The sequence below is a fragment of the Raineyella antarctica genome (assembly GCF_900092135.1).
Taxonomy (GTDB): domain Bacteria; phylum Actinomycetota; class Actinomycetes; order Propionibacteriales; family Propionibacteriaceae; genus Raineyella; species Raineyella antarctica.
The window spans coordinates 245,943-268,296 of record NZ_FMYF01000001.1; the positions used below are offsets into that span (position 1 = coordinate 245,943).

General features: G+C 71.5%; 22 protein-coding genes and 1 riboswitch. Of the genes, 17 read left to right on the forward strand and 5 right to left on the reverse strand.

The genetic code is table 11. The annotated features are described in order from the left end of the window. The first annotated feature begins 47 nt into the window (after positions 1-47). Complete coding sequence (locus tag GA0111570_RS01105; RefSeq protein ID WP_092605504.1) at positions 48-1,145, forward strand: hypothetical protein; 1,098 nt, start codon at positions 48-50, stop codon at positions 1,143-1,145. A gap of 111 nt (positions 1,146-1,256) precedes the next feature. Here GA0111570_RS01105 and greA read toward each other — a convergent pair whose 3' ends face one another. Beyond that, positions 1,257-1,760, reverse strand: coding sequence for a transcription elongation factor GreA (greA, locus tag GA0111570_RS01110; RefSeq protein WP_092605505.1), 504 nt, complete (start codon positions 1,758-1,760; stop codon positions 1,257-1,259). A 114-nt stretch (positions 1,761-1,874) separates the two neighbouring features. Continuing rightward, on the reverse strand, positions 1,875-2,309 hold the full coding sequence (locus GA0111570_RS17525) for a DUF4307 domain-containing protein (protein WP_175557264.1): 435 nt from the start codon (positions 2,307-2,309) through the stop codon (positions 1,875-1,877). 136 nt (positions 2,310-2,445) lie between these two features. On the opposite strand from GA0111570_RS17525, the gene mca reads away from it, so the two are divergent. Further along, positions 2,446-3,393, forward strand: coding sequence for a mycothiol conjugate amidase Mca (mca, locus tag GA0111570_RS01120; RefSeq protein WP_217633953.1), 948 nt, complete (start codon positions 2,446-2,448; stop codon positions 3,391-3,393). Positions 3,394-3,402: 9 nt separating this feature from the next. Then, positions 3,403-3,672, forward strand: a complete 270-nt coding sequence (locus GA0111570_RS01125) for a hypothetical protein (protein ID WP_092605507.1) — start codon at positions 3,403-3,405, stop codon at positions 3,670-3,672. Positions 3,673-3,727: 55 nt separating this feature from the next. Here GA0111570_RS01125 and GA0111570_RS01130 read toward each other — a convergent pair whose 3' ends face one another. Next, the gene (locus GA0111570_RS01130) at positions 3,728-4,450 is read right to left on the reverse strand and encodes a DUF72 domain-containing protein (protein WP_245702962.1); all 723 of its coding nucleotides are present in this window, start codon (positions 4,448-4,450) and stop codon (positions 3,728-3,730) included. 177 nt (positions 4,451-4,627) lie between these two features. Between GA0111570_RS01130 and GA0111570_RS01135 the strand changes: the two genes are divergently transcribed. From GA0111570_RS01135 to glgX, 7 genes are all read left to right on the forward strand, one after another. Beyond that, a complete protein-coding gene (locus GA0111570_RS01135) occupies positions 4,628-6,097 on the forward strand; it encodes an ABC transporter substrate-binding protein/permease (RefSeq protein ID WP_092605509.1) in 1,470 nt (489 codons plus the stop codon). 65 nt (positions 6,098-6,162) lie between these two features. Beyond that, positions 6,163-6,903 carry an amino acid ABC transporter ATP-binding protein gene (locus GA0111570_RS01140; protein ID WP_092605511.1) on the forward strand — a complete coding sequence of 247 codons (741 nt, stop codon included), beginning with the start codon at positions 6,163-6,165 and terminating at the stop codon, positions 6,901-6,903. Positions 6,904-7,077: 174 nt separating this feature from the next. Continuing rightward, positions 7,078-7,674: a class I SAM-dependent methyltransferase gene (locus tag GA0111570_RS01145; RefSeq protein WP_092605513.1), complete on the forward strand. Its 597-nt coding sequence runs from the start codon at positions 7,078-7,080 to the stop codon at positions 7,672-7,674. Between the two features lie 75 nt (positions 7,675-7,749). Further along, the gene (locus GA0111570_RS01150; protein WP_092605515.1) at positions 7,750-8,388 is read left to right on the forward strand and encodes a hypothetical protein; all 639 of its coding nucleotides are present in this window, start codon (positions 7,750-7,752) and stop codon (positions 8,386-8,388) included. Next, positions 8,385-9,791 carry a DUF7168 domain-containing protein gene (locus tag GA0111570_RS01155; RefSeq protein ID WP_092605517.1) on the forward strand — a complete coding sequence of 469 codons (1,407 nt, stop codon included), beginning with the start codon at positions 8,385-8,387 and terminating at the stop codon, positions 9,789-9,791. The genes GA0111570_RS01150 and GA0111570_RS01155 overlap by 4 nt, the downstream gene beginning before the upstream one ends. 73 nt (positions 9,792-9,864) lie before the next feature. Further along, positions 9,865-11,694, forward strand: a complete 1,830-nt coding sequence (locus GA0111570_RS01160; RefSeq protein ID WP_092605519.1) for a thioredoxin domain-containing protein — start codon at positions 9,865-9,867, stop codon at positions 11,692-11,694. 61 nt (positions 11,695-11,755) lie between these two features. Beyond that, a complete protein-coding gene (glgX, locus tag GA0111570_RS01165) occupies positions 11,756-13,954 on the forward strand; it encodes a glycogen debranching protein GlgX (protein ID WP_092605521.1) in 2,199 nt (732 codons plus the stop codon). A gap of 46 nt (positions 13,955-14,000) precedes the next feature. On the opposite strand, the gene trhA is transcribed toward glgX, so the two are convergent. Further along, a complete protein-coding gene (gene trhA / locus GA0111570_RS01170) occupies positions 14,001-14,672 on the reverse strand; it encodes a PAQR family membrane homeostasis protein TrhA (RefSeq protein ID WP_092605523.1) in 672 nt (223 codons plus the stop codon). A 130-nt stretch (positions 14,673-14,802) separates the two neighbouring features. Here trhA and GA0111570_RS01175 point away from each other — a divergent pair, with 130 nt between their 5' ends. From GA0111570_RS01175 to GA0111570_RS01185, 3 genes are all read left to right on the forward strand, one after another. Beyond that, complete coding sequence (locus tag GA0111570_RS01175) at positions 14,803-15,612, forward strand: isoprenyl transferase (protein WP_092605525.1); 810 nt, start codon at positions 14,803-14,805, stop codon at positions 15,610-15,612. A gap of 275 nt (positions 15,613-15,887) precedes the next feature. Continuing rightward, positions 15,888-17,243: an RNA 5'-3' helicase PhoH2 gene (gene phoH2 / locus GA0111570_RS01180; RefSeq protein ID WP_092605527.1), complete on the forward strand. Its 1,356-nt coding sequence runs from the start codon at positions 15,888-15,890 to the stop codon at positions 17,241-17,243. Positions 17,244-17,410: 167 nt separating this feature from the next. Further along, positions 17,411-18,187 carry a lytic transglycosylase domain-containing protein gene (locus GA0111570_RS01185; RefSeq protein ID WP_217633954.1) on the forward strand — a complete coding sequence of 259 codons (777 nt, stop codon included), beginning with the start codon at positions 17,411-17,413 and terminating at the stop codon, positions 18,185-18,187. 15 nt (positions 18,188-18,202) lie between these two features. On the opposite strand, the gene thiE is transcribed toward GA0111570_RS01185, so the two are convergent. Then, positions 18,203-18,886 (reverse strand): thiamine phosphate synthase, encoded by a 684-nt coding sequence (gene thiE / locus GA0111570_RS01190; protein ID WP_245702965.1) that lies wholly within the window; start codon positions 18,884-18,886, stop codon positions 18,203-18,205. A gap of 15 nt (positions 18,887-18,901) precedes the next feature. After that, a riboswitch (TPP riboswitch) is annotated at positions 18,902-19,007 on the forward strand. Between thiE and thiO the strand changes: the two genes are divergently transcribed. The 4 genes from thiO (at position 19,001) to moeB (ending at position 22,338) form a co-directional block, all read left to right on the forward strand. Beyond that, positions 19,001-20,140 (forward strand): glycine oxidase ThiO, encoded by a 1,140-nt coding sequence (thiO, locus tag GA0111570_RS01195; RefSeq protein ID WP_245702966.1) that lies wholly within the window; start codon positions 19,001-19,003, stop codon positions 20,138-20,140. It overlaps the preceding riboswitch by 7 nt. Next, positions 20,137-20,373: a sulfur carrier protein ThiS gene (gene thiS / locus GA0111570_RS01200; RefSeq protein ID WP_092605531.1), complete on the forward strand. Its 237-nt coding sequence runs from the start codon at positions 20,137-20,139 to the stop codon at positions 20,371-20,373. The genes thiO and thiS overlap by 4 nt, the downstream gene beginning before the upstream one ends. 7 nt (positions 20,374-20,380) lie before the next feature. Further along, positions 20,381-21,193, forward strand: coding sequence for a thiazole synthase (locus tag GA0111570_RS01205; RefSeq protein WP_092605533.1), 813 nt, complete (start codon positions 20,381-20,383; stop codon positions 21,191-21,193). After that, on the forward strand, positions 21,190-22,338 hold the full coding sequence (gene moeB, locus GA0111570_RS01210) for a molybdopterin-synthase adenylyltransferase MoeB (RefSeq protein WP_092605535.1): 1,149 nt from the start codon (positions 21,190-21,192) through the stop codon (positions 22,336-22,338). The genes GA0111570_RS01205 and moeB overlap by 4 nt, the downstream gene beginning before the upstream one ends. Positions 22,339-22,354 lie beyond the last annotated feature (16 nt).

The following is a 22,354-nucleotide window of genomic DNA, read 5'->3' on the forward strand; positions in this document are numbered from 1 at the left end:
TCCCGTGCACGGTGCCGGGCAGCACCGGGCGCTCCTATCGTGGGGGCATGGACACGCCTGACCTGAGCCGGATCCTCGCTGACCTCGCAGCAGGCCGGATCGACACAGCCGAAGCCAACCGACTGATCGAGGACCTGCAGGGCACCCCCCGGACCGAGGCTCCTGCCCCGGACGCTGCAGGGGCCGGCGGGTCGGCAGGCACGCCGCACGCCGGCGCCCACGGCGCGGCGGACGCATCGGATGGCGACACCCCGTACGCCGGCACCTCCAGCTCCGAGTCCTGGTCGACGACGTCGGGTACCGGCCAGGTTGCCGGTGACGTCCTGCGAGAGGTCTTCCGGACCGCCCGCCATGCAGCCTCCCGGGCCGCCGACGTCGCGGCCGAGGCGGCCGCCGGTGCGGCCGGGGCAGCGGGCTACGTCCGTACCGACCGGGGCCATGCAGAGCCCGGGCAGCAGCACACTGCCGCCGCCGGGGCCACCGGCCGGGCCGCCGCCGGGGCCCGCCGGGTCAGCGTCCGGGTCACCGGCAAGCGCGTCCGGATCGTGGTGGATCCGTCGGTGAGCGGCTGCCACGTCACCGGCGAGCATGTCCTGCGGCGCAACGGCGACCTGATCGAGGTCAGCGCCGAGGGGGACTTCCGCCCCCACATCAGTGCGATCAAGCTGCCCTCGCCGCTGCACCTGGAGGCCCTGCGCCGGCCCCGCGGCAACGAACTGCTGATCCGGATCCACCCCTCGATGGCGCTGGACGTGGAGGTGACCGCAGGGAACCTGCAGGTCGCCAACGTGCCGCGCCTGGGCCGGGTCCGGCTCACCGCCGGGTCGGCGACGATCACCGGCTTCGAGGAGGTCGAGGACGCCCTCGTGCAGGCCGCAGTGGTCCAGATGTCGGGGCGGATCACCACCGGACGCTCCCGGATCCGGGTCGAGTCCGGGCAGCTGTCCCTCAAGCTGGACCAGGGCTCCAACGTGACGGTGGTGGCCGCCGCCTCGATCGGCCGGGTCACCTGGTCCGGCCAGCACACCGGCTCCGGGGACCAGGTCGTGATGGGCAACGGGTCCGCGCGGCTCGACATCACCGTCGTGATGGGGCACGCGGGGGTCCAGGTCGGGCTGCCCGCAGCGGAGCCGTCCGGCTCCTGACCGGCCTGGTTCCCGAGCATCCGTGGACATGGACGAGCTCCCCGGGACATCGACCGGATCAGTGGTCGGTTTCCCGGGGAGCTCGGTGGTGCGGGAGATGTCCCGCAGGGGTCAGTGGGCCTCGATCTTCTGGACGGTCACGCTGAGCGTGGCTCCGCTCGGCGCCTCGTACGAGACGGTGTCGCCGACCCGGGCGCCCAGCACGGCCTGGCCGAGCGGGGACTGCGGGCTGTAGACCTCGACGTCGGCCAGCGAGTCGTCCAGCTGGGCGTTCTCCCGGGAGCCGAGGAAGAAGGACTCGGTATCGTCCTCGTCGCCGTCCCAGGCCACGGTCACCACGGTGCCCACGCCGACGGTCTCGGTGTCGGCCGGGCCCTCGCCGACCTGGGCGACGCGCAGGGTGTGCTCGATGACCGTGATCTTCGCCTCCTGCTGGCCCTGCTCCTCGCGCGCGGCGTGGTAGCCGGCGTTCTCGGAGAGGTCACCCTCGTCGCGAGCCTGCGCGATCTTCTTCGAGATCGCCTCGCGGTTGTGCTTCAGCGCCTCGAGCTCCGCAGCAAGCTTGTCGTAGGCCGCCTGGGTGAGGAAGACGGTGTCGGTAACGTTCTCTGCCATCGCGCCAGTCTAACGGATGGCCCAACAGCGGGGCTTCGAGCGCTGTCCCGTCCCGTCCCGAGGACCCGGGAGCCATGCACTCCTCGGGCCCCGCGGACCGTTCGCCCGTTCAGCTCAGCCGACGAGGTGGCATCCCTCGACGGACACGGCGTCGGCCTCGCGGACGGTACGCAGCGTCCCGCGGACGGTGAGCTGCTCCTGGTCGGAGGCGGGCACGGTGACCTCGGAGTCACCGACGAACTCGAAGTTCTTGGCCTGGGCGCGCACGGTGCAGACCGCGGGGCGACCGGGGTCGGGGCGTACGACGAGCAGGTCGTAGCCGGCCTGCTGGGGGGTCACCACCCAGTGGCCGGTGATGGTCGCCTCGACCGGGGGACGCCGGGAGTTGTGCAGGGCGGTCTGCAGGTACCAGCCGAGGGCGGCCACCACGAGGATCGCGACCAGTGCGCGGACCAGGGGACCGCGTACGGTGAAGGACGGGTAGCGCCGGGCGATCCGTTCGATGTCGGCCGGATCGTCACTGAGCGCCTGGGTCCTGGTACGTGCCACGGCCCCATTGTGCCCCGCGCCACGCGTGGGTCCCGGCCACGTCCGTGCCGCCCCGCGGACGATCCACCGTCGTACGGTAGGCGGGGAGCGGGCGACGTGGCAGAATTCACAGGCTTTGTCCAGAAAGGGAGTGCCGATGTACGAACCCCGACCACGCGAGGACCATCCGCATGCCGGAGGTTGGGCTCCGGCCGAGCGGCTCGATGCCCTCGGCCAGCGGCTGCGACTGATGCACGTGCATGCCCACCCCGATGACGAGTCCAGCAAGGGCGCCGCGACCACGGCACGCTACGAGGCCGAGGGTGTCGACGTGGTCGTCGTGACCTGCACCGGTGGCGAGCTCGGAGACGTGCTGAACCCTGCGATGGACCGGCCCGAGATCGTGGAGAACCTGCCGGAGGTGCGCCGCAAGGAGATGGACGCCGCGCGCGACATCCTGGGCATCGACCAGATCTGGCTGGGCTACGCCGATTCCGGCCTCCCCGAGGGGGATCCGCTGCCTCCTCTGCCGGAGGGGTCCTTCGCCACCCTCGACCCCGCCGAGGCCGCCCGGCCGCTGGTCGGCATCATCCGCCGGTTGCGCCCGCACGTGCTCACCACCTACGACGAGAACGGCGGCTACCCGCACCCCGACCACATCCAGACCCACCGGGTCTCGATGGAGGCGGTCCGCCAGGCCGCCGACGCGCGGCTGTACCCGGAGCTGGGCCCGGCCTGGCAGGTGCCCAAGGTCTACTACCAGATGACCCTCAGCGCCGGCCGCTGGCGCGGGCTCAACGAGGCGATGCGCTCCCGCGGGCTCGAGGCGCCGTACGACGAGCGGCTCACGCACCGGCCGGTGGACGAGGCCTACCAGGCCCGGATCACCACCCGGGTGCCGTGCGCGGACTACTTCGAGGTCCGCAACCGCGCGCTGCTGGCGCACGCGACCCAGGTCGACCCCAACGGCATGTGGTTCGCCTGCCCGGTCGAGATCGAGAAGGAGGCGTGGCCGACCGAGGACTACGAGCTGGTGATCAACCACACCTCCTCGATGCCGCCCGAGGACGACCTGTTCGCCGGCATCGCCGTCGAGCCGCGATAGGGTCGGGGCATGGTCCTCCTGGAGTACAACGGCGGCGCGGCGAGCGGGCCGGTCGAACTCATCGTCATCGGTGTGCTGGCGCTGGCCATCGTGCTGCTCGGACTGCTGCTGATGCATTCGTTGAAGAAGATCAAGGTGCCGTACGCCGACGAGACGGGCGAGCGCTCGCGGTCGGGACGGCGCAGCTTCCCGTTCCCGGTCGGTGAGGACACCGACGAGGACGGACCCGAGGCCCCGACGGCCGATGGGGACGACAAGCAGGGCCCGCCGCGCGCCTGAACGGGGATGCGTCCCCGGACGGGGGAGCTGCCGGCCGGCCGAGCCGCCCGGGCGGTCAGCCGAGCAGGGCGCGCAGCGTCCGGGCGTTGCGGACCGCGTTCCCGCCCCCGTCGTTGTTGAAGTAGCCCCACACCTGGCGGCCCTGGCCCTCCCACTCCCGGATCCGGTCGGCCCACCAGCGCAGGTCGTCGTCGCTGTAGGAACCGGCGTACAGGTGGTCGTGGTCGGGCCCGTGGAAGCGCAGGTAGACCCGCTGGGACGTCGCCCGCAGCACGCACGGCAGGTTCGCCCCGCTCATCACCACGTACGCCGCCCCGTGGCGCGCGAGCAGGTCGAACACCGCGTCGTCGAGCCAGGACGGGTGGCGGAACTCCACGGCGACCTCCAGCCAGTCCGGCAGCGAGCCGAGGAACCAGTCCAGCCGGGCGTCGTCGCGGGCGTGCGCAGGATGCAACTGGACCAGGAACTGGCCCCGCCGGGCGCCCAGCTCGTGCATGCCGCGCCGGATCCGCTCGGCCCAGGCCTCCGGCTCGTACAGGCGCTTGGCGTGGGTGAGTCCCCGCGGCGCCTTCACCGTCATCGCGAACCCCTCCGGCAGGCGACGCCGCCAGGAGGCGAACGTACGGTCCGGCGGCCACCGGTAGAAGCTGGCGTTGAGCTCGACGGTGTCGAAGGCCGCCACGTACGCCCCCAGCCGGTCCCGGACCGGCATCCCGGGTGGGTAGAGCACGTCCTGCCAGTGGTCGTAGCTCCAACCGGAGGTACCGATCCGTGCCACGTGCACCCCTCTCGTTCCGATCGCGACCTCGTGTCGGTCGCGACCTCGTGTCGACCAGCCCTGTGTTCCGATCTGCCATCGCGTGTGTGAACCACGGTGTGTGTCCTGCCATTGTCCACGGGCGCTGGCGTAGCGTTCTGTTGCCACACACGTGGTCCGAACCAGATGGGAACCCCCATGCGACATCTCCTCGACCGGCAGCGCCGGGCGCCGGCTGTGCTGGCCCTGGTCGTACTGCTGCTCACGCTGGCGGCTCCGTTCGCCCGCGCAGCAACGCCCGCACCCAATCCGAACAACAAGCCCGCGGAGGGCAAGCACTACGTCGTCGGTACCGACACCACGTTCGCCCCCTTCGAGTTCCGCGCCGCGAACGGCGACCTCGTCGGCATCGACATGGACCTGCTCCACGCCATCGCCCAGGACCAGGGCTTCACCGTCGAGGTCCGCTCCCTGGGCTTCGATGCCGCCGTCCAGGCGCTCCAGTCCCGGCAGGTCGACGCAGTGATGGCCGGCATGTCCATCACCGAGCCCCGCAAGCAGGTCTTCGACTTCTCCGACGCGTACTTCGACTCGGGCGTCCAGTTCGCCGCACCGAAGACCTCGTCGGTGAACTCCCTCGCCGACCTGAAGGGCAAGCGCGTCGCGGTGAAGACCGGTACGGCCGGCGCCGACTACGCCGACTCCGTCAAGACCCAGTACGGCTTCAGCACCGTCGCCTTCGGGCAGACCGCCGACATGGTCAACGACGTGTCGACCGGCAACTCCGCCGCCTACATCGACGACTTCCCGGTGGTGGCCTACTCCATCCAGCAGGGCGCCCCGATGAAGCTCATCGGCGAGAAGGCACCCGCCGGGTCGTACGGCATGGCGGTCAACAAGGGCACCGATCCCGAGCTGATCGCGGCCTTCAACCAGGGCCTGGCCAACATCCGCGCCAACGGCGAGTACGACCGGGTGCTGGCGAAGTACCTGGGTGAGCAGGGCACCACGCAGCGCACCGGCTTCTTCACCCTGCTGGCCGACTCCTTCCCGACCCTGATGAAGGGCCTGGCCCTGACGATCGCCGCCGCCGCGCTGTCGATCCTGTTCGCGATGGTGCTCGGCGTCGTGTTCGGCTTCTTCAAGGTGTCCGGCAACCTGGCGCTGAGCTGGCTGGCCACCGCGTACGTGGCGATCTTCCGCGGCACGCCCGTGCTGGTCCAGGTGTTCTTCTTCTACTTCGGCATCCCGGCCGTCACCGGGATCACGTTGACGGCGTTCACCGCCGGTGTGATCACCCTGAGCCTGAACGCCGGTGCGTACATGACCGAGATCGTGCGCGGCGGTATCCAAGGCGTCGACCGTGGGCAGATGGAGGCCGCGCGGTCACTCGGCCTGCCGTACATGAAGGCGATGAACAAGGTCGTGCTGCCGCAGGCGATCAAGATCATGACCCCTTCGTTCATCAACCAGTTCATCATCACCCTGAAGGACACCTCGCTGCTCGCGGTGATCGGCCTGGCCGAGCTCACCTACATGGGCCAGCAGATCATCGCCCGCAACTTCCGCTCCTTCGAGATGTGGCTGATCATCGGCGTCATCTACTTCATCGTGATCGGTCTGCTGACGATCGCGTCCAACAAGGTCGACAAGAGGTTCAACAAGTGAGCACAGCAGCGAACGAGCCCCGCGCGGGGGCCGACCCGTCCGCCACGGAGACGTCCCGCGTCCCGATGGCGCAGCGCAAGGACGTGATCGTGGTGAAGGACCTGGCGAAGTCCTTCGGGGACAACCACGTCCTGCACGACGTCGACGTGACCGTCAAGGAGGGCGAGGTCGTGGCGATCATCGGCCCCTCCGGTGCCGGCAAGTCCACCTTCCTGCGCTGCCTGAACAAGCTGGAGGACGTCACCTCCGGACATGTCGTCGTCAACGGCCACGACCTGACCGAGAAGGGGACCGACCTCGACACCGTCCGCCAGGACATCGGCATGGTCTTCCAGCACTTCAACCTCTTCCCGCACATGACGGTGCTCCAGAACGTCATGCTCGCCCCGGTCCAGCTGGGCCGCGCCTCCAAGGAGGATGCGCGCCGGCAGGCCGAGGCACTCCTGGAACGGGTCGGCCTCGCCGAGAAGGCCGACGCCCGCCCCGCCGAGCTGTCGGGTGGCCAGAAGCAGCGCGTCGCGATCGCGCGGGCGCTGGCGATGAAGCCCGACATCATGCTCTTCGACGAGGCGACGAGTGCGCTGGACCCCGAGATGGTGGGGGAGGTGCTGGAGGTGATCCGCGACCTCGCCCGCCAGGGCATGACCATGGTGCTGGTCACCCACGAGATGGGCTTCGCCCGCGAGGTCGCCGACCGCGTCCTCTTCATGGCCGACGGGGTGATCAAGGAGGAGGGGACACCTGCCGAGATCTTCGAGCGGCCCCGCGACCCGAGGACGCAGGACTTCCTCAGCAAGGTGCTCTGACCGTCATCGATAGGTAACCCGCCGACCGTGGTCGCGGCGTACGCTGCAGGTAGCAGCTCGCCCGGGCGGACCGGCCCCGAGCCGGGCCGGCCCCCCGGCGATCGCGGCCCGGCCGCGGGGTCGCTCCGCCCGGACGAGCACGTCCCGGTCCTCCGATCGCGAGATGGTAGCCAGATGAACGAACCCACCCCGGCACTCGAACCCGACGGTCAGCGCGGCGATGAACCGTGGGAGACCTCCTGGTCCGAACGGCGTCACTACGACCTCGTCGCAGCGATGTTGCCGAACGAGTTCTACGGCGACGTCTTCGACCCGGCCTGTGGCACGGGTGAGCTCTCCGCGATGATCGCCGCCCGGTCCGAGTACATGCTGGCCACCGACCTCCGCGAGGAGGCGGTCCGCCAGACCCTCGTACGCCTGGCCGGCTTCAACGCCGACGTCTTCGTGATGGACCTGCGGGACGACTGGCCCGAGCGCCGGTTCGACCTGATCGTGCTGCATGAGCTCCTGCCGTTCCTGGATCCCGACGACGTGGGCGGGATCGTGCGCCGGGCGGTGGCCTACCTGGTTCCGGACGGCCACCTGGTGATCGGGCACGGGCGCCGGTCGGCGTCCGGCGGCGCGAACGGCGACGAGATCAGCGTCCGGGCACGGTCGACGCCCGGGACCCGGCTGCTGGCCAGCTACCAGGATCCCGACTACGTCATCGACGTGCTGGGCCGCGACGGGCCCCCCGAGCCGGACGAGGACGAGTTCCCGCTGGAGTACTGACCGGCTGCGGACACAGGGGAGCGCTGCGGACGGGTGGCGGACGGGGAACGACTCCCGACGGGAGAGAATGGGCGCGTGCTCCACGTGCTCTCCCTGCGCCCCGCCGTCCACCTGGCCAGCCGGCCCCGACGACTCGGACCGGCCCGGCAGGTGCCGATCGCCCACTACCTGGAGCTACTCGTCGACGGGGTCCCCCTGGACCGGCTGGTGGCTCACGGGGCCGGTCTGGTCACCCCGCTGCAGGGCTGGTGGTTGCTGCGCACCTCACCGGTCGTGGACGAGTTGCTCGGACGTACGGAGGACCTGCGGCTGCCTGACGGCTTCGCGCCGATCCGCTACCTCGAGCCGGGACGCGTCCCGCTGCTGGTGGGCCCCTGGGACGACGACATCCACGACGGCTGGCTGACCGCCCGGGTCACGATCGGTCCCCGGACCGCCACCTGGGACGAGTTCCGCTGGGAGAACGGCGGCATCGGTGCGGCCGAGGCCGTCCGGGGCCTCCCCGACGTCCTCACCTTCGAGCGGTCCGCGTACGAGGCGACGCTGGAGGCCGCTCGCGCCCGGGTCGCGGCCCTGCCCGAGGTCGTCCCCGAGACCGGGTCCTGGCGCGACGACGAGCGGATCCCCGGGGTGCCCGCCGGGCTGGAGCGGGCCTGGGGCACCTGGGCCAGGCTCCGGCACCGCGGTACCGGGCATGGGGGAGGACTGCGGTGAGCGGTGACCCGACGACGGACGAGGCGGACCGGCAGGCGCTCTGGCAGGCCGAGACCGCTGCGCTCTATGCCGCCGAGGGGCGAGTGGTGCGCTGGATCGAGGATGGTGGCGTACGGCTCGACGGGGTGACCTGGCTGCCCGAGCCCGACCCGCTCTTCCGCGACGTCCGGGAGGTGGAGCGCTTCTGCGAGCAGGCCTGCGACCGGCTGGGCGTGCCCCGGGTCACCGTCCGGGCCCGACGCGGCCCGAAGAAGGCGGAGTACACCGGTGCGCTGATGGAGATCGCCATCCCGCCCGCGCAGGTCGGTGGCGCCTGGGCGCTGCGCGGACTGGTCGTGGTGCACGAGCTGGCCCACCACCTGGTGGAGGTGGGTGGGGCCCGGGAGGGCGGCCCGCACGGTGCCACCTTCCGGACCCGGATGATGCACGCCCTGGACGTGCTCGGCCAGCCGGTGAACGCCCAACTGCTCGGCCTCGCACTGGAGACGGACACGGCCACCGCCCTCCAGGACACCTGGCGGGGCAGGATCCAGGCGATCCTGCGGCAGGCCGAGGCGACCCCGCACCAGGCCGAGGCCGAGACCTTCGTGGCCCGGGCACAGGAACTGGCGACCCGGCATGCGATCGACCTGGCCCTGCTCGGCGCCCGTGACCGGCCCGACGGCGCGGAGCAGGGCGAGCTGCCGGAGGAGGTCACCGTCGTGATGGGACGCCCCGGCCAGCGCTGGCTGCGCCTGTACTGCAGCCTGTTCATGGCGGTTGCCCGGGCCAACGACGTGAAGTACCTGCTGGCCCACAACTCCACCCGGGTGTACGCGCACGGCATGCCCTCCGACATCGCCACGACCGTCGCCCTGTACGAGTCGCTGCGGGCGCAGATGCTGGCCGCGGCGACCCGCTGGATGGACACCGGGGTGTGGCGTTCGGAGACCGACCTGCGCTGGACCGGGCGCCGGCTGGAGGAGGTGCCGGTGCACTGGTCGACCGCCAAGACCTCGTTCTTCGAGGGCTTCATCGACTCGGTCGCGCAGCGACTGGAGGAGTCGCGGCTGCGCGCCGAGACTGCCTCAGACGTACGGGCCGCCGGGCCGGGTCCGGTTCCGGCCACCGGCCCGGGCGCCGGGGACGGCCCGGCCACGGAGGCGCCCGGGCAGGCGGGCGGGGGGTCGCCTCCCGCCACGACGTCCGACGAGGCGGCCCTGCACACGATGGCGTTGGTGCTCACCGCCAAGCGGGAGCAGGTCCGCGCCTTCCACGAGCAGGTCTGTGCCCGGGTCCGGCCGGGGCGCTGGCGCGGCCCGGACCACGACCGGGCCACGTACTCGGCGGCGGGGGCCAAGGCCGGCGGTGAGGCCGGTCGGGAGGCGGCCGTCGGCCGGCGCCGACGCCGGCTCGAGTCCTGATCCTTGCCGCCGGCCGACGGCGGCGCGGACGACGCGCGGTTGCCGTCGTGCCGCCAGGCCCTAGGCTGGCCCCATGGCGAACCGACTGGCCGGAGCGATCAGCCCCTACCTGCAGCAGCACGCGGACAACCCCGTGGACTGGTACCCGTGGGGCCCCGAGGCCTTCGCCGCTGCCCAGGAGCGCAACGTACCGATCCTGCTGTCGGTGGGCTACGCCTCCTGCCACTGGTGCCACGTGATGGCTCACGAGTCCTTCGAGGACAGTGCCACGGCCAAGCTGATCAACGACGACTTCGTTGCGATCAAGGTCGACCGGGAGGAGCGCCCGGACGTCGACGCCGTCTACATGAACGCGACGCAGGCGCTGAGCGGACAGGGCGGCTGGCCGATGACCGTCTTCTGCACCCCCGAGGGCGAGCCGTTCCAGGCCGGGACCTACTACCCGCCGGAGCCCCGCCAGGGGATGCCGGGCTTCCGCCAGCTGCTGGAGGCCGTCACCCGGGCGTGGGCCCAGCAACGCGAGGGCATCGAGGAGTCCGCCCACGAGGTGGTGGCCCATGTCGAGGGCGCCACGGTGCTCACCCCGGCGATGGTCCCCGCCACCCTGGGCACCGAGGACGTCGAGGCCGCGTGGGAGCGGTTGCTGCCCGAGTACGACCCCGTCAACGGCGGCTTCGGCCGGGCGCCCAAGTTCCCCACCTCGATGGTGCTCGAGGCGTTGCTGCGGATCCAGGAGTCGACCGCGTTCGTCTCGCACCTGCGTGGCCAGGCCGGCGACATGGCCTTCGACTCGCTGGAGGCGATGGCCCGCGGCGGCCTGTGCGACCAGGTCGGTGGTGGCTTCCACCGGTACAGCGTGGACGCCCAGTGGGTGGTGCCGCACTTCGAGAAGATGCTGTACGACAATGCGTTGCTGCTGCCCGCGTACGCCCATGCGGCGACCCTGGTCGGCGACTCCCGCCGGGCGCTGTTCACCCGGGTCGCCGACGACCTGGTCGAGTGGCTCGGCCGCGAGATGACCACCCCGCAGGGCGCGTTCGCCGCCGCGCTGGACGCCGACTCGGCCGATCCGCTCGGCCAGCGGGTGGAGGGGGAGTACTACATCTGGAACCCCGCGCAGATCCAGCAGGTCATCGGTGACCAGGACTACCGGCAGGTGCTGCGGATGTTCCACGTCACCGACCCCGGCACGTTCGAGGGCTACGCCTCGACGCTCCAGTTGCCGGTGGACCCGGACGGCCTCGGACCGGACGGCCCGGAGCTCTACCGCCGGGCCCGCGAGCTGATGCGTGAGGTCCGGGCGCACCGCCCCGCTCCGGCGCGTGACGACAAGGTCGTCGCCTCCTGGAACGGCTGGATGGTCTCCGGGCTGGTCCGGGCCTCGCACTGGCTCGGTCGGCCGCAGTGGCTGGACGCGGCCGTGCGCGCCGCCGAGGCCGTCTGGGCCATCCACCTGGTCGATGGCCGGTTGCGGCGGGTGAGCCGGGACGGTGCGGTCTCCGACGCCCCGGCGACCCTGGACGACCACGGCGCCCTGGCGGAGGCGTACGCCCTGCTGGCCGAGGCCACCGGCGACGTGACCTGGGTCGAGCGGGCCCGCGCGCTGGTCGCGCTGGTCGAGGAGCACTTCGGCGCCGGGGACGGGGGCTGGTGGGACACCGCCGACGACGCCCCGGGCCTGTGGACCCGCCCGCGCGCCCTCGACGACAACGCCACCCCGTCCGGGGTGGGCTCGATGGTCGCCGCGCTGCGCCTGCTCACCCGGGTGACGGGTGAGGAGTCGTACGATGCCCGGGCGGACCGCGCGGTCCGCACCCAGGCGCACCTGTTGCGCACCGCCCCCAGGTTCGCCGGCACCGCGCTGGCCGACACCGTGGACCGACTGGTCCGTCCCGTCGACTGACAATCGCCCCGTCGCAACGACCGCTGCCCGCCCGGGCAGCGGTCATCAATGAGGAGGTCCCATGCAGGTCTGGCCAGGCCGTAGTTACCCGCTCGGAGCAACGTACGACGGGGCGGGGGTGAACTTCGCCATCTTCTCCCAGGTGGCCGAGCCCGGCGACGTCGAGCTGTGCCTGATCGACGAGGCAGGTGTCGAGACCCGGATCCAGCTGCCCGAGTCGGACGGCTTCGTGCACCACGCCTACCTGCCCGGCATCCAGCCCGGCCAGCGCTACGGCTTCCGGGTGCACGGCGCGTACGATCCCGAGAACGGGCACCGGTGCAACCCGGCCAAGCTGTTGCTGGATCCGTACGCCAAGGCGATCACCGGCCAGATCGACGGCGACGAGTCGCTGTTCTCCTACCGGTTCGACGACCCTGAGCAGTTCAACGACGATGACTCGCTGGGGCACACGATGCTCGGCGTGGTGGTCAACCCCTTCTTCGACTGGGGCAACGACCGTCACCCGCAGCACGAGTACCACGACAGCGTGATCTACGAGGCCCACGTCAAGGGCCTCACCCAGACCCACCCGGACATCCCGGAGGAGATCCGCGGCACGTACGCGGCGATCGCGCACCCGGTGATGATCGACCACCTGACCTCGCTCGGGATCACGGCGATCGAGCTGATGCCGGTGCACCAGTACGTGCAGGACCCGCACCTGGTCGAGAAGGGCCTGTCGAACTACTGGGGCTACAACACGATCGGCTTCTTCGCCCCGCACAACTCGTACTCCTCGACCGGTGACCTCGGCCAGCAGGTGCAGGAGTTCAAGGCGATGGTCCGTGCGCTGCACGCGGCGGACATCGAGGTGATCCTCGACGTGGTCTACAACCACACCGCCGAGGGCAACCACATGGGCCCCACGCTGTGCTTCCGCGGCATCGACAACAAGAACTACTACCGCCTGGTCGACGACGACATGGCGCACTACTTCGACACCACGGGCACCGGCAACAGCCTGCTGATGCGCCAGCCGCACGTGCTGCAGCTGATCATGGACTCGCTGCGCTACTGGGTCACCGAGATGCACGTCGACGGCTTCCGCTTCGACCTGGCCTCCTCCTTGGCCCGCCAGTTCCACGAAGTGTCGCGCCTGTCGGCCTTCTTCGACCTGGTCCAGCAGGATCCGGTCGTCAGCCAGGTGAAGCTGATCGCCGAGCCGTGGGACGTCGGCGACGGCGGCTACCAGGTCGGCAACTTCCCGCCCCTGTGGACGGAGTGGAACGGCAAGTACCGCGACACCGTCCGTGACTTCTGGCGCGGTGAGCCGTCGACACTGGGGGAGTTCGCCTCCCGGATCACCGGCTCCTCCGACCTGTACGAGCACTCCGGCCGCAAGCCGATCGCCTCGATCAACTTCGTGGTGGCCCATGACGGCTTCACCCTGCGCGACCTCGTGTCGTACAACGAGAAGCACAACGAGGCCAACGGGGAGGGCGGCGCCGACGGCGAGAGCCACAACCGGTCCTGGAACTGCGGGGTCGAGGGCGACACCGATGACCCGGAGATCATCGCGCTCCGGGCCCACCAGGAGCGGAACTTCCTCACCACCCTGCTGCTGTCGCAGGGCGTACCGATGATCGCCCACGGCGACGAGCTCGGCCGGACCCAGCGGGGCAACAACAACGGCTACTGCCAGGACAACGAGATCACCTGGGTGGACTGGCAGCTCGGGGACATGGAGCGGGAGCTGCTCACCTTCACCCGGCGGGTGGTCGCCCTGCGGCGCGACCACGTGGTCTTCCACCGCCGTCGTTTCCTGGCCGGCAACGTGGAACACGGCATGGAGGGGGCGCTCGGCGAGATCGCCTGGTACCGCCCCAACGGCGAACACATGACCGACGAGGACTGGGTCAAGGAGCACGCCCGCTCGGTGCTGATGTTCCTGAACGGGGAGGCCATCCCCGAGTCGGACGTCAGGGGCGCGCGGGTGATCGACGACTCGTTCATGGTCGCCTTCAACGCCCACTTCGAGGACATCACCTTCACCCTGCCCGACGGACACCGGGACGGCTGGGTGGTGGAGCTCGACACCAGCAGTGACCGGGCGGGCCTGGCGGCGCTGGTGGAGGAGATGCCCACCATGGTCCCCGGCGACGAGTTCACGGTCGCGGCCCGCTCCGTGATCGTGCTCCGTCGCCCGCGCGACGAGCAGGACCGAGGGGTCGGTGCCCCTCGGGTGGCCCCGGCCCGGGGCGCCATCACCGACCGGTGACGTCGGGCGGGGGGCTCCCGTTGGCGCCCCCCGCCGGACCGCTGGATCAGCGCGCCACGACCAGCGCGATGCTGGCGAGGTGGCACAGCGCGGCGATCGCCGTGGCCGCATGGAAGATCTCGTGGTAGCCGAACCAGAGCGGGTTCGGGTCCGGCCGCTTGCGGGCGTACACCACGGCGCCCAGCGTGTAGACCAGGCCGCCGGCGACCAGCAGCACGACCACGGCCGGCCCGCCGATGCGCCAGAACGCCGGCATCCACCCGACGGCTGCCCATCCCATCGCCACGTACAGCAGGGTGTACAGCCAGCGCGGTGCGGACAGCCAGAACACCCGGAACAGGACGCCCAGCGCCGCGGCGCCCCAGACCAGGCCCAGCAGGGTGAGCCGGCCGCGGCCCTCCAGCATCCCGACCGCCAGCGGCGTGTAGGTCCCGGCGATGAACAGGAAGATGTTCGCGTGGTCCAGCCGGCGCAGCACCGTCGTCGCGCCCGGCCCCCAGTAGAAGCGGTGGTAGAGGGCGGAACAGCCGAACAGCAGCACCGCCGCGAGTGCGTAGACCGCCACGGAGACCTTCAGCGCCGGGGTCTGGGCCGTGACCAGCAGCGCGATCCCCGCGACCAGCATGAACGGCGCCGCGACGGTGTGGATCCAGCCGCGCAGCCGGGGCTTGACCGGGCCGATCGCATCGGCCGGCCTGGTCAGCTGCGGACCCGCCATGGGTGCCTCCTCGTGCTCGGTCACCGTGGCCCACGGTGGGACAGGACCAACCTAGCCATGTGTCCGGGTCGACATCGCGCCGTCCCGGGTGGTGCAGGAAGCGGTCGTCGCGGCGGTTACCCTTGGTCGCATGTCCCGAATCGACGGCCTTCGCGAGCTGGTCGACCGGCTGCACCCCTCCACGCTGCTCTACTCGACGTACGAGCATCGGCTGGTCGCGGAGCTGGACCCGGCCGCCCTTCCCCAGCACGTCGCCGTCCTGGCCGACGGCAACCGTCGCTGGGCGCGCACCAATGCCCCTGGCCAGCCGCTGGTCGCCGGGTACCGGGCCGGGGCCAGCAAGCTGAAGGAGTTCGTCACCTGGTGCGACGAGATCGGCATCCCGGTCGTCACGCTGTGGGTGCTCTCGACCGACAACCTCCAGCGTGCCCAGGCCGACGAGCTCGCCCCCCTGCTGGAGGTGATCGCTGACCTGATGGAGGACATGGCCGCCACCGGCCGCTGGCGGGTCCAGCCCGTCGGCGCCCTCGACCTGCTGCCGCCCGACGTCGAGGCACGGTTGCGCGCCGCCGACCTCGCCACCGCCGACTCCGACGGCATGCACATCAACGTCGCCGTCTCGTACGGCGGCCGCCAGGAGCTCCGGGATGCCGTCCGCGCCCTGCTCTGCGACAAGGCCGCCGAGGGGTGCACGATCGACCAGGTCGCAGAGACCCTCGACATCGACGAGATCAGCGAGCACCTCTACACCGCCGGCCAGCCCGACCCCGACCTGATCATCCGTACCTCGGGGGAGCAGCGGCTCTCGGGCTTCCTGATGTGGCAGTCCGCCCACAGCGAGTTCTACTTCTGCGAGGCGCTGTGGCCCGACTTCCGCAAGATCGACTTCATCCGCGCGCTGCGCTCGTACGCCCAGCGCGAGCGTCGGTACGGGCGCTGACGGCCTCGTCACGGGGTAGCCGAGCGCTGCGGGTCAACCCCGCGGCGGCGACCGGCGGGTGACCGGTCGGCGGCGAAGATGTGAACGAACGATGAAACGTGTCCGGTGATTCCGGTGCAGGACCCCGGCGTGGCAATGTTGGCCCCAGTACGGGTGGCGCGAAGGAAGCTGGACGCCGCCCAACCGGAAGGACATTGATGACCTCTGGACCTGGTCCATCGATGCGGGCCTTCACCCGAGGTCCCGCGGCTTTCCGGCCATCCACGTGAGTGCGCATGGCCGGGCGCCACTGGCGTGCGGCCGTGCCGGAAGGAACCATCGTGCAGGAGAACACCACTGCCGGGCGTCACACGTACGTGATCGACACCTCGGTACTGCTGAGCGATCCGCGGGCCCTGACCCGCTTCGAGGAACATGACATCGTCCTGCCATTGGTGGTGATCACCGAGCTCGAGGCCAAGCGCAACCACCCTGAGCTGGGCTACTTCGCGCGCAGTGCGCTGCGCTACCTCGACGACCTGCGCATCACGAACGGCCACCTGAACGACCCCGTGCCGGTGAACGACCAGGGCGGCACGCTCCACGTGGAGCTGAACCACACCGACCCCGAGCGGTTGCCGCTGGGGTTCCGGCTGGGGGACAACGACTCGCGCATCCTTGCGGTCGCGATCAACTACCAGGCCGAGGGCGCCGACGTCACCCTGGTCACCAAGGACGTACCGCTGCGGGTGAAGGCCTCCGCGGTCGGCCTGCAGGCCGACGAGTACCGCAACGAACTGGTCTCCGACACTGGCTGGACCGGCATGCGGGAGGTCGAGGTCGAGGCCGATGACCTGTCCCGGCTGTACGAGGACGGCATCGTCGACCTGGACGCCACCCGCGACCTGCCGTGCAACACCGGCCTCGTGCTGCTCGGAGGCGGCTCCTCGGCGCTGGGACGGGTCACCGCCGACAAGCAGGTCCGGCTGGTCCGCTCCGAGGTGCAGGCCTTCGGCATCCATGGCCGCTCGGCCGAGCAGAAGATCGCCCTCGACCTGCTGCTCGACCCCTCGGTCGGCATCGTCTCCCTCGGCGGGCGGGCCGGTACCGGCAAGTCCGCGCTGGCGTTGTGTGCCGGCCTGGAGGCGGTCCTGGAGCGGGGCCAGCACGAGAAGGTGATCGTCTTCCGGCCGCTGTACGCGGTCGGCGGCCAGGAGCTCGGCTACCTGCCCGGTGGCGAGGGGGAGAAGATGGCGCCCTGGGCCCAGGCCGTCTTCGACACCCTCGGGGCCGTCGCGCACCGCAACGTCATCGACGAGGTGCTCGAGCGCGGGCTGCTGGAGGTGCTGCCACTGACCCATATCCGCGGCCGCTCCCTGCACGATGCGTTCGTGATCGTCGACGAGGCCCAGTCGCTGGAGCGCAACGTCCTGCTCACCGTGCTCAGTCGGGTCGGCCAGAACTCCCGGGTCGTCCTCACCCACGACGTGGCCCAGCGCGACAACCTGCGGGTCGGGCGCCATGACGGGGTGGTGGCGGTGGTCGAGAAGCTGAAGGGACACCCGCTCTTCGGGCACGTCACCCTGACCCGCTCGGAGCGCTCGGCGATCGCCGCCCTGGTCACCGAGATGCTGGAGGACCCGATCGGCTGAGACGTCACCGGAGCCACCGGACAGGGGCGGCCGGGCCAGGGGGCCGGGCCGCCCCTGTCGTCCTGCCGGCGGATCGGCGCCGCACCGAGTGTGACCTGCCTCTCGAGCGTGCCACGGTGGGCGCCTCGATTTGGTCACGATACGGTAAACATCACAGAATGGTCACGATGAGAACTCGACGTGCGCCCCTGCTGATCACCGCGGCCTCCGGTCTGCTGACCGCCGCCCTGGCCGCGACCCCGCTGGTCTTCGCCCAGACCTCCACGCTGCAGGCAGTGCCTGCGGTCACGGCAGCGGCTGCTGTCGACCCCTCTGCTTCCGGCACCCCGGCGGCCGATCCGACCGCCCTGACGGCGGAGCGGTCCGGCCAGGTCACCCGTGACCTGGAGCGTCCCGACCTCACCCAGGTCGCCGCCGACCGGGCCGCGGCCCAGGCCAAGCTCTCCGACTCCATCTCCAGCCAGGACAAGTTCCTGTCCGACGCGGAGAAGAAGGCCCAGGCGGACGCCGCAGCCAAGGCCGCCGCCGACAAGAAGGCCCAGGCCGATGCTGCCGCGAAGGCCGCCGCGGACAAGAAGGCCGCCGCGGACGCGAAGGCTGCCGCCGACAAGAAGGCCGCGAGTGCCTCGGGCGGCTACTCCGGCAAGCCGCAGGACATCGCCCGCCAGATGATGGCCGCCGACTTCGGCTGGGGCGACCAGCAGTTCCAGTGCTACAACAACATCATCATGCGCGAGTCGGAGTGGAACCCCACCGCCGACAACCCCAGCTCCGACGCGTACGGCATCCCGCAGGCCCTGCCCGGCAGCAAGATGGCCTCCGCGGGCGCCGACTGGGCGACCAACCCCGCCACCCAGATCAAGTGGGGCCTGGGCTACGTGAAGGACCGGTACGGCACCCCCTGCGCCGCCTGGTCGTTCAAGTCCGCCAACGGCTGGTACTGACCCGCTCCGGGTTTCCTAGCCGATCAGCGCGTTGCGCAGCAGGACCGCCGCCTCGCGGGGTCGGTCCGCCTGCGTGATCGCCCGCACCACCACCGCCCGTTCCGCGCCGGCCGCCCTGATCCGGCCGGCCCGCTCGACGTCGATCCCACCGATCGCGAACCATGGCTTGTCACCGATCTCGGCCGCATCCGCGACCAGGTCCAGGCCGACCGCCGTACGTCCCGGCTTGGTCGGCGTCGCCCAGACCGGGCCCACGCAGAAGTAGTCCAGCCCCGGATCGGCGGCGGCCTCGCGCGCCTGCTCCAGTGAGTGCGTCGACCGGCCGACCAGGATGTCGGGGCCCAGCAGCGCCCGCGCCTGGGAAGTGGTCAGGTCGCCCTGCCCGACGTGGAAGACGTCGGCCCCCACCAGTGCCGCGATGTCGGCGCGGTCGTTGACCGCGAACAGCCGGCCGTGCTCCGCCGCGACCCTCGCGAGCAGTTCCAGCGCCGCGATCTCGTCGCGAGCCTCCAGGCCCTTGTCGCGCAACTGGATGATGTCCACCCCGCCCTCGTACGCGGCGTGCAGGAAGGCCTCCAGGTCGCCCTGCGCGGTCCGGGCGTCGGTGCACAGGTAGAGCCGGGCAGCGCGCAGCGCCGCGAGCCGGCGGCCGCGGGAGGCCGGGTCTGAGGGCAGGGCCGGGGTCAGGGTCGAGGTCACGGGCCTATAGTAGAGACGCGATTCTGCGGGAGCCCCACGACGTGCGGGCTGAGAGGGCCACGTGCCGACCGCCACACCTGATGCGGATCATGCCGCCGTAGGAAAGGACTGCTCGTGGACGAGCACCGGAGCGTCATCGTCGTCGGAGCCGGGATCATCGGCCTGACAACAGCCTGGGAACTGGTCGAAGAGGGCTGGGACGTCACCCTCTGTGACCCCGAGCCCGGGATGGGGGCCAGCCGCGCGGCCGCCGGCATGCTCGCCGCGATCGCTGAGGTCACCTGGGACCAATCGGCCCTCTACCCACTGATGGTCGCCTCCGGCCGGGCCTGGCCCGAGCTGGCCGCCAGGGTCGAGGCAGCCGTCGGCCACCCGGTCGGCTACCTGCCGGTGGAGACCCTGGTCTGCGCCGGGGACGCCGCCGACCGGCAGGCCCTGGCCGACCTGGCGGACCTGCAGCACTCCCTCGGAATGGAGATCGAGTCGATCACGCCGTCCGCGGCCCGCCGGCTCGAACCGGCCCTCGGCCCGGGCGTGGTGGGGGCGATGCGGATCCCGACCGACCACCAGGTCGACCCCCGCGTGTTCATGGCCGCCCTGCTGGAGCTCCTCACCCCGCGCGCCACCCTGGTCCGCCGGCGGGTCACCGCACTCACCCGGCAGGACGACCGGGTGGTCGGCGTACGCCTCGAGGACGGCACCCTGCTGGCGGCCGACGAGGTGCTGGTCACCGCCGGACTCGACGCGGGTGCGATCGAGGGCCTGCCGCCGTCCCTCCGGCTGCCGCTCCGACCCGTCCGTGGCGACATCATCCGGGTCCGGGTCCCTGAGCGGCTGCGCCCGCTGCTGACCCGTACGGTCCGGGGGATCGTCCACGGCTTCCCGGTCTACCTCGTGCCCCGCGCCGACGGCACGATGGTCATCGGCGCCACCTCCCGCGAGGACGACCTGGCCGGACCCTCGGCCGGCGGCATCTACCAGCTGCTGCGCGATGCCCAGCGGCTGGTGCCCGGCGTGCTGGAGTGCGAGGTGTACGAGGTGCTGGCCCGCCCGCGCCCCGGTTCCCCGGACGACGTCCCGCTGGTCGGCCGGCTCGGCCCCGGCCTGACCCTGTCCACCGGCTACTTCCGGCACGGCATCCTGCTGGCCGCCCTCGGCGCCCGGCTCGCTGCCGACCTGGTCGCCGGCCGCACCCCTGCCCCCGACGTCGCCGCCGGCGTCGACCCGTACCGCTTCTCGGAGGTAACAGCATGATCCTCACCGTCAACGGCGAGACGTACGACGCTCGCGCCGACGAGACCGTGCGCGACCTCGTCGCCACCCGTACCGGGCGCGACCTCGGTCCTGACGGCCGCCCCTCCGACGGCGGACGCCTCGGCATCGCCGTCGCCCTGGACCGGGCCGTGCTCCCGCGGGGCCGCTGGGCCACCACGCTGCTGGCCGAGGGCCAGCAGATCGACATCGTCACCGCCGTCCAGGGCGGCTAGGAGCACCATGACCACCACAGCACTCGCCGCGGACACCCCCCTCGTCATCGACGGGGTCACGCTCGGCTCCCGCCTGGTGATGGGAACCGGCGGCGCCACCTCGCTCGCCACCCTGGAGAAGGCCCTCGTCGCCTCCGGTACCGAGCTGACCACCGTCGCGATGCGTCGACACTCCGCCCAGGGGGCCGACTCGGTCTTCGCGATCCTGGAGCGCCAGGGGATCCGTGCCCTGCCCAACACCGCCGGCTGCTATACCGCCCGGGACGCGGTCCTGACCGCCGAACTGGCCCGGGAGGCGCTCGAGACGCACTGGATCAAGCTCGAGGTGATCGCCGACGAGGACACCCTGCTGCCCGATCCGGTCGAGCTGTTCACCGCCACCGAGGAACTGGTCGCCCGCGGTTTCGTCGTGCTGGCCTACACGAACGACGACCCCGCCCTGGCCCGCCGGCTCGAGGACGCCGGGGTGGCCGCGGTGATGCCCGCCGGTGCCCCGATCGGCACGGGTCTGGGGATCCTCAACCCGCACAACATCGAACTGATCGTCACCCGGGCCGGGGTCCCGGTCATCCTCGACGCGGGCATCGGCACCGCCTCCGAGGCGGCGCTCGCGATGGAACTGGGCTGTGACGCGGTGCTGCTGGCCAGCGCGGTGACCCGGGCCCGGGACGCGGTGGGGATGGCGCAGGCGATGAGGCTCGCGGTCCAGGCCGGCCGAGGGGCCCGGCTGGCCGGCCGGATCCCGCGACGTACGCTGGCCCTGGCGTCAAGCCCGACCCAGGGGATGGTCACCGGGTCCCGCGAGGAGGAGTCACTGTGAAGCCGCTGGTCGAACCGAGAGCCGCCCTGAGCGCGGCCGAGGCCGCCCGCTATGCCCGCCACCTCACCCTGCCAGGGGTCGGCGTGGAGGGCCAGCGCCGGCTCCGCAACGCTCGGGTGCTGGTCGTTGGCGCCGGTGGCCTGGGCGCCCCGGTCCTGCTCTACCTCGCCGCCGCGGGGGTGGGCACCCTCGGCGTGATCGACGACGACGTGGTCGACCTGTCCAACCTGCAGCGCCAGGTGCTGCACCGCACCGAGGACCTCGGCCGGCCCAAGGCCGAGTCGGCCCGCGACGCGCTGCTGCGGCTGGATCCGGCCGCGCACGTGGAGGCGTACGTCGAACGGCTGGACGGGGACAACGCGCTCGACCTGTTCGGGGCGTACGACCTGGTGCTGGACGGGGCCGACAACTTCGCCACCCGCTACCTGTCCAACGATGCGGCCGAGCTGACCGGCACTCCGCTGGTCTGGGGCTCGATCTTCCGGTTCCAGGGCCAGGTCAGCGTCTTCTGGCCGGGCGTCGGGCCGATGCTGCGCGACCTGTTCCCGGACATTCCGCCCGCCGGTTCGGTGCCCTCCTGCGCCGAGGGCGGCGTCTTCGGCGCGCTGTGCGGATCGATCGGCTCGGCGATGGCGACCGAGGCGATCAAGGTCATCTGCGGGATCGGTGAGCCGCTGGTCGGCCGGGTGCTGGTGCACGATGCCCTGCGCGCCGAACAGCACACCCTCCGGCTGGTGCCCGATCCGGACCGGGAGCCGGTGGTCTCGCTGGTCGAGGCGGTCCAGGCCTGCGCCGACACCGCCGAGTCCGAGGTGGAGACGGTTACCGTTGCCGAGGTCGTCGCGGCCCGCGGCGAGGGTGCCGGGCCGGTCCTGCTGGACGTCCGGGACGAGTGGGAGCGCGAGGTGGTCACCGTCCCCGACGACCTGTGGGTGCCCCTGGACGAGGTCCGTGGCGGCGGCTGGGAGCTGGTCGACCCGGTCCTGGACGGGGCCGACGACGTGGTCGTCTACTGCAAGGCCGGCGTCCGCTCGGCCGAGGCGGTGCGGCTGCTGCAGGAGGGCGCGCCCGACGGCGTGCGGCTGCGCAGCCTGACCGGGGGAGTGCTGGCCTGGGCGCGCGAACAGGGCGGCGCCACGTACTGACGCCGCCCTGCCAGGG

What these genes read in the sequence shown, in the direction of transcription:
- GA0111570_RS01175 (WP_092605525.1), top strand. Translation starts at nt 14,803, where the DNA reads ATGTCCCGAATCGACGGCCTTCGCGAGCTGGTCGACCGGCTGCACCCC.
- GA0111570_RS01185 (WP_217633954.1), top strand. Translation starts at nt 17,411, where the DNA reads ATGAGAACTCGACGTGCGCCCCTGCTGATCACCGCGGCCTCCGGTCTG.
- GA0111570_RS01160 (WP_092605519.1), top strand. Translation starts at nt 9,865, where the DNA reads ATGGCGAACCGACTGGCCGGAGCGATCAGCCCCTACCTGCAGCAGCAC.
- GA0111570_RS01135 (WP_092605509.1), top strand. Translation starts at nt 4,628, where the DNA reads ATGCGACATCTCCTCGACCGGCAGCGCCGGGCGCCGGCTGTGCTGGCC.
- phoH2 (WP_092605527.1), top strand. Translation starts at nt 15,888, where the DNA reads ATGGCCGGGCGCCACTGGCGTGCGGCCGTGCCGGAAGGAACCATCGTG.
- GA0111570_RS01145 (WP_092605513.1), top strand. Translation starts at nt 7,078, where the DNA reads ATGAACGAACCCACCCCGGCACTCGAACCCGACGGTCAGCGCGGCGAT.
- mca (WP_217633953.1), top strand. Translation starts at nt 2,446, where the DNA reads ATGTACGAACCCCGACCACGCGAGGACCATCCGCATGCCGGAGGTTGG.
- GA0111570_RS01125 (WP_092605507.1), top strand. Translation starts at nt 3,403, where the DNA reads ATGGTCCTCCTGGAGTACAACGGCGGCGCGGCGAGCGGGCCGGTCGAA.
- GA0111570_RS01140 (WP_092605511.1), top strand. Translation starts at nt 6,163, where the DNA reads ATGGCGCAGCGCAAGGACGTGATCGTGGTGAAGGACCTGGCGAAGTCC.
- GA0111570_RS01205 (WP_092605533.1), top strand. Translation starts at nt 20,381, where the DNA reads ATGACCACCACAGCACTCGCCGCGGACACCCCCCTCGTCATCGACGGG.
- GA0111570_RS01105 (WP_092605504.1), top strand. Translation starts at nt 48, where the DNA reads ATGGACACGCCTGACCTGAGCCGGATCCTCGCTGACCTCGCAGCAGGC.
- trhA (WP_092605523.1), bottom strand. Translation starts at nt 14,672, where the DNA reads ATGGCGGGTCCGCAGCTGACCAGGCCGGCCGATGCGATCGGCCCGGTC.
- thiS (WP_092605531.1), top strand. Translation starts at nt 20,137, where the DNA reads ATGATCCTCACCGTCAACGGCGAGACGTACGACGCTCGCGCCGACGAG.
- greA (WP_092605505.1), bottom strand. Translation starts at nt 1,760, where the DNA reads ATGGCAGAGAACGTTACCGACACCGTCTTCCTCACCCAGGCGGCCTAC.
- glgX (WP_092605521.1), top strand. Translation starts at nt 11,756, where the DNA reads ATGCAGGTCTGGCCAGGCCGTAGTTACCCGCTCGGAGCAACGTACGAC.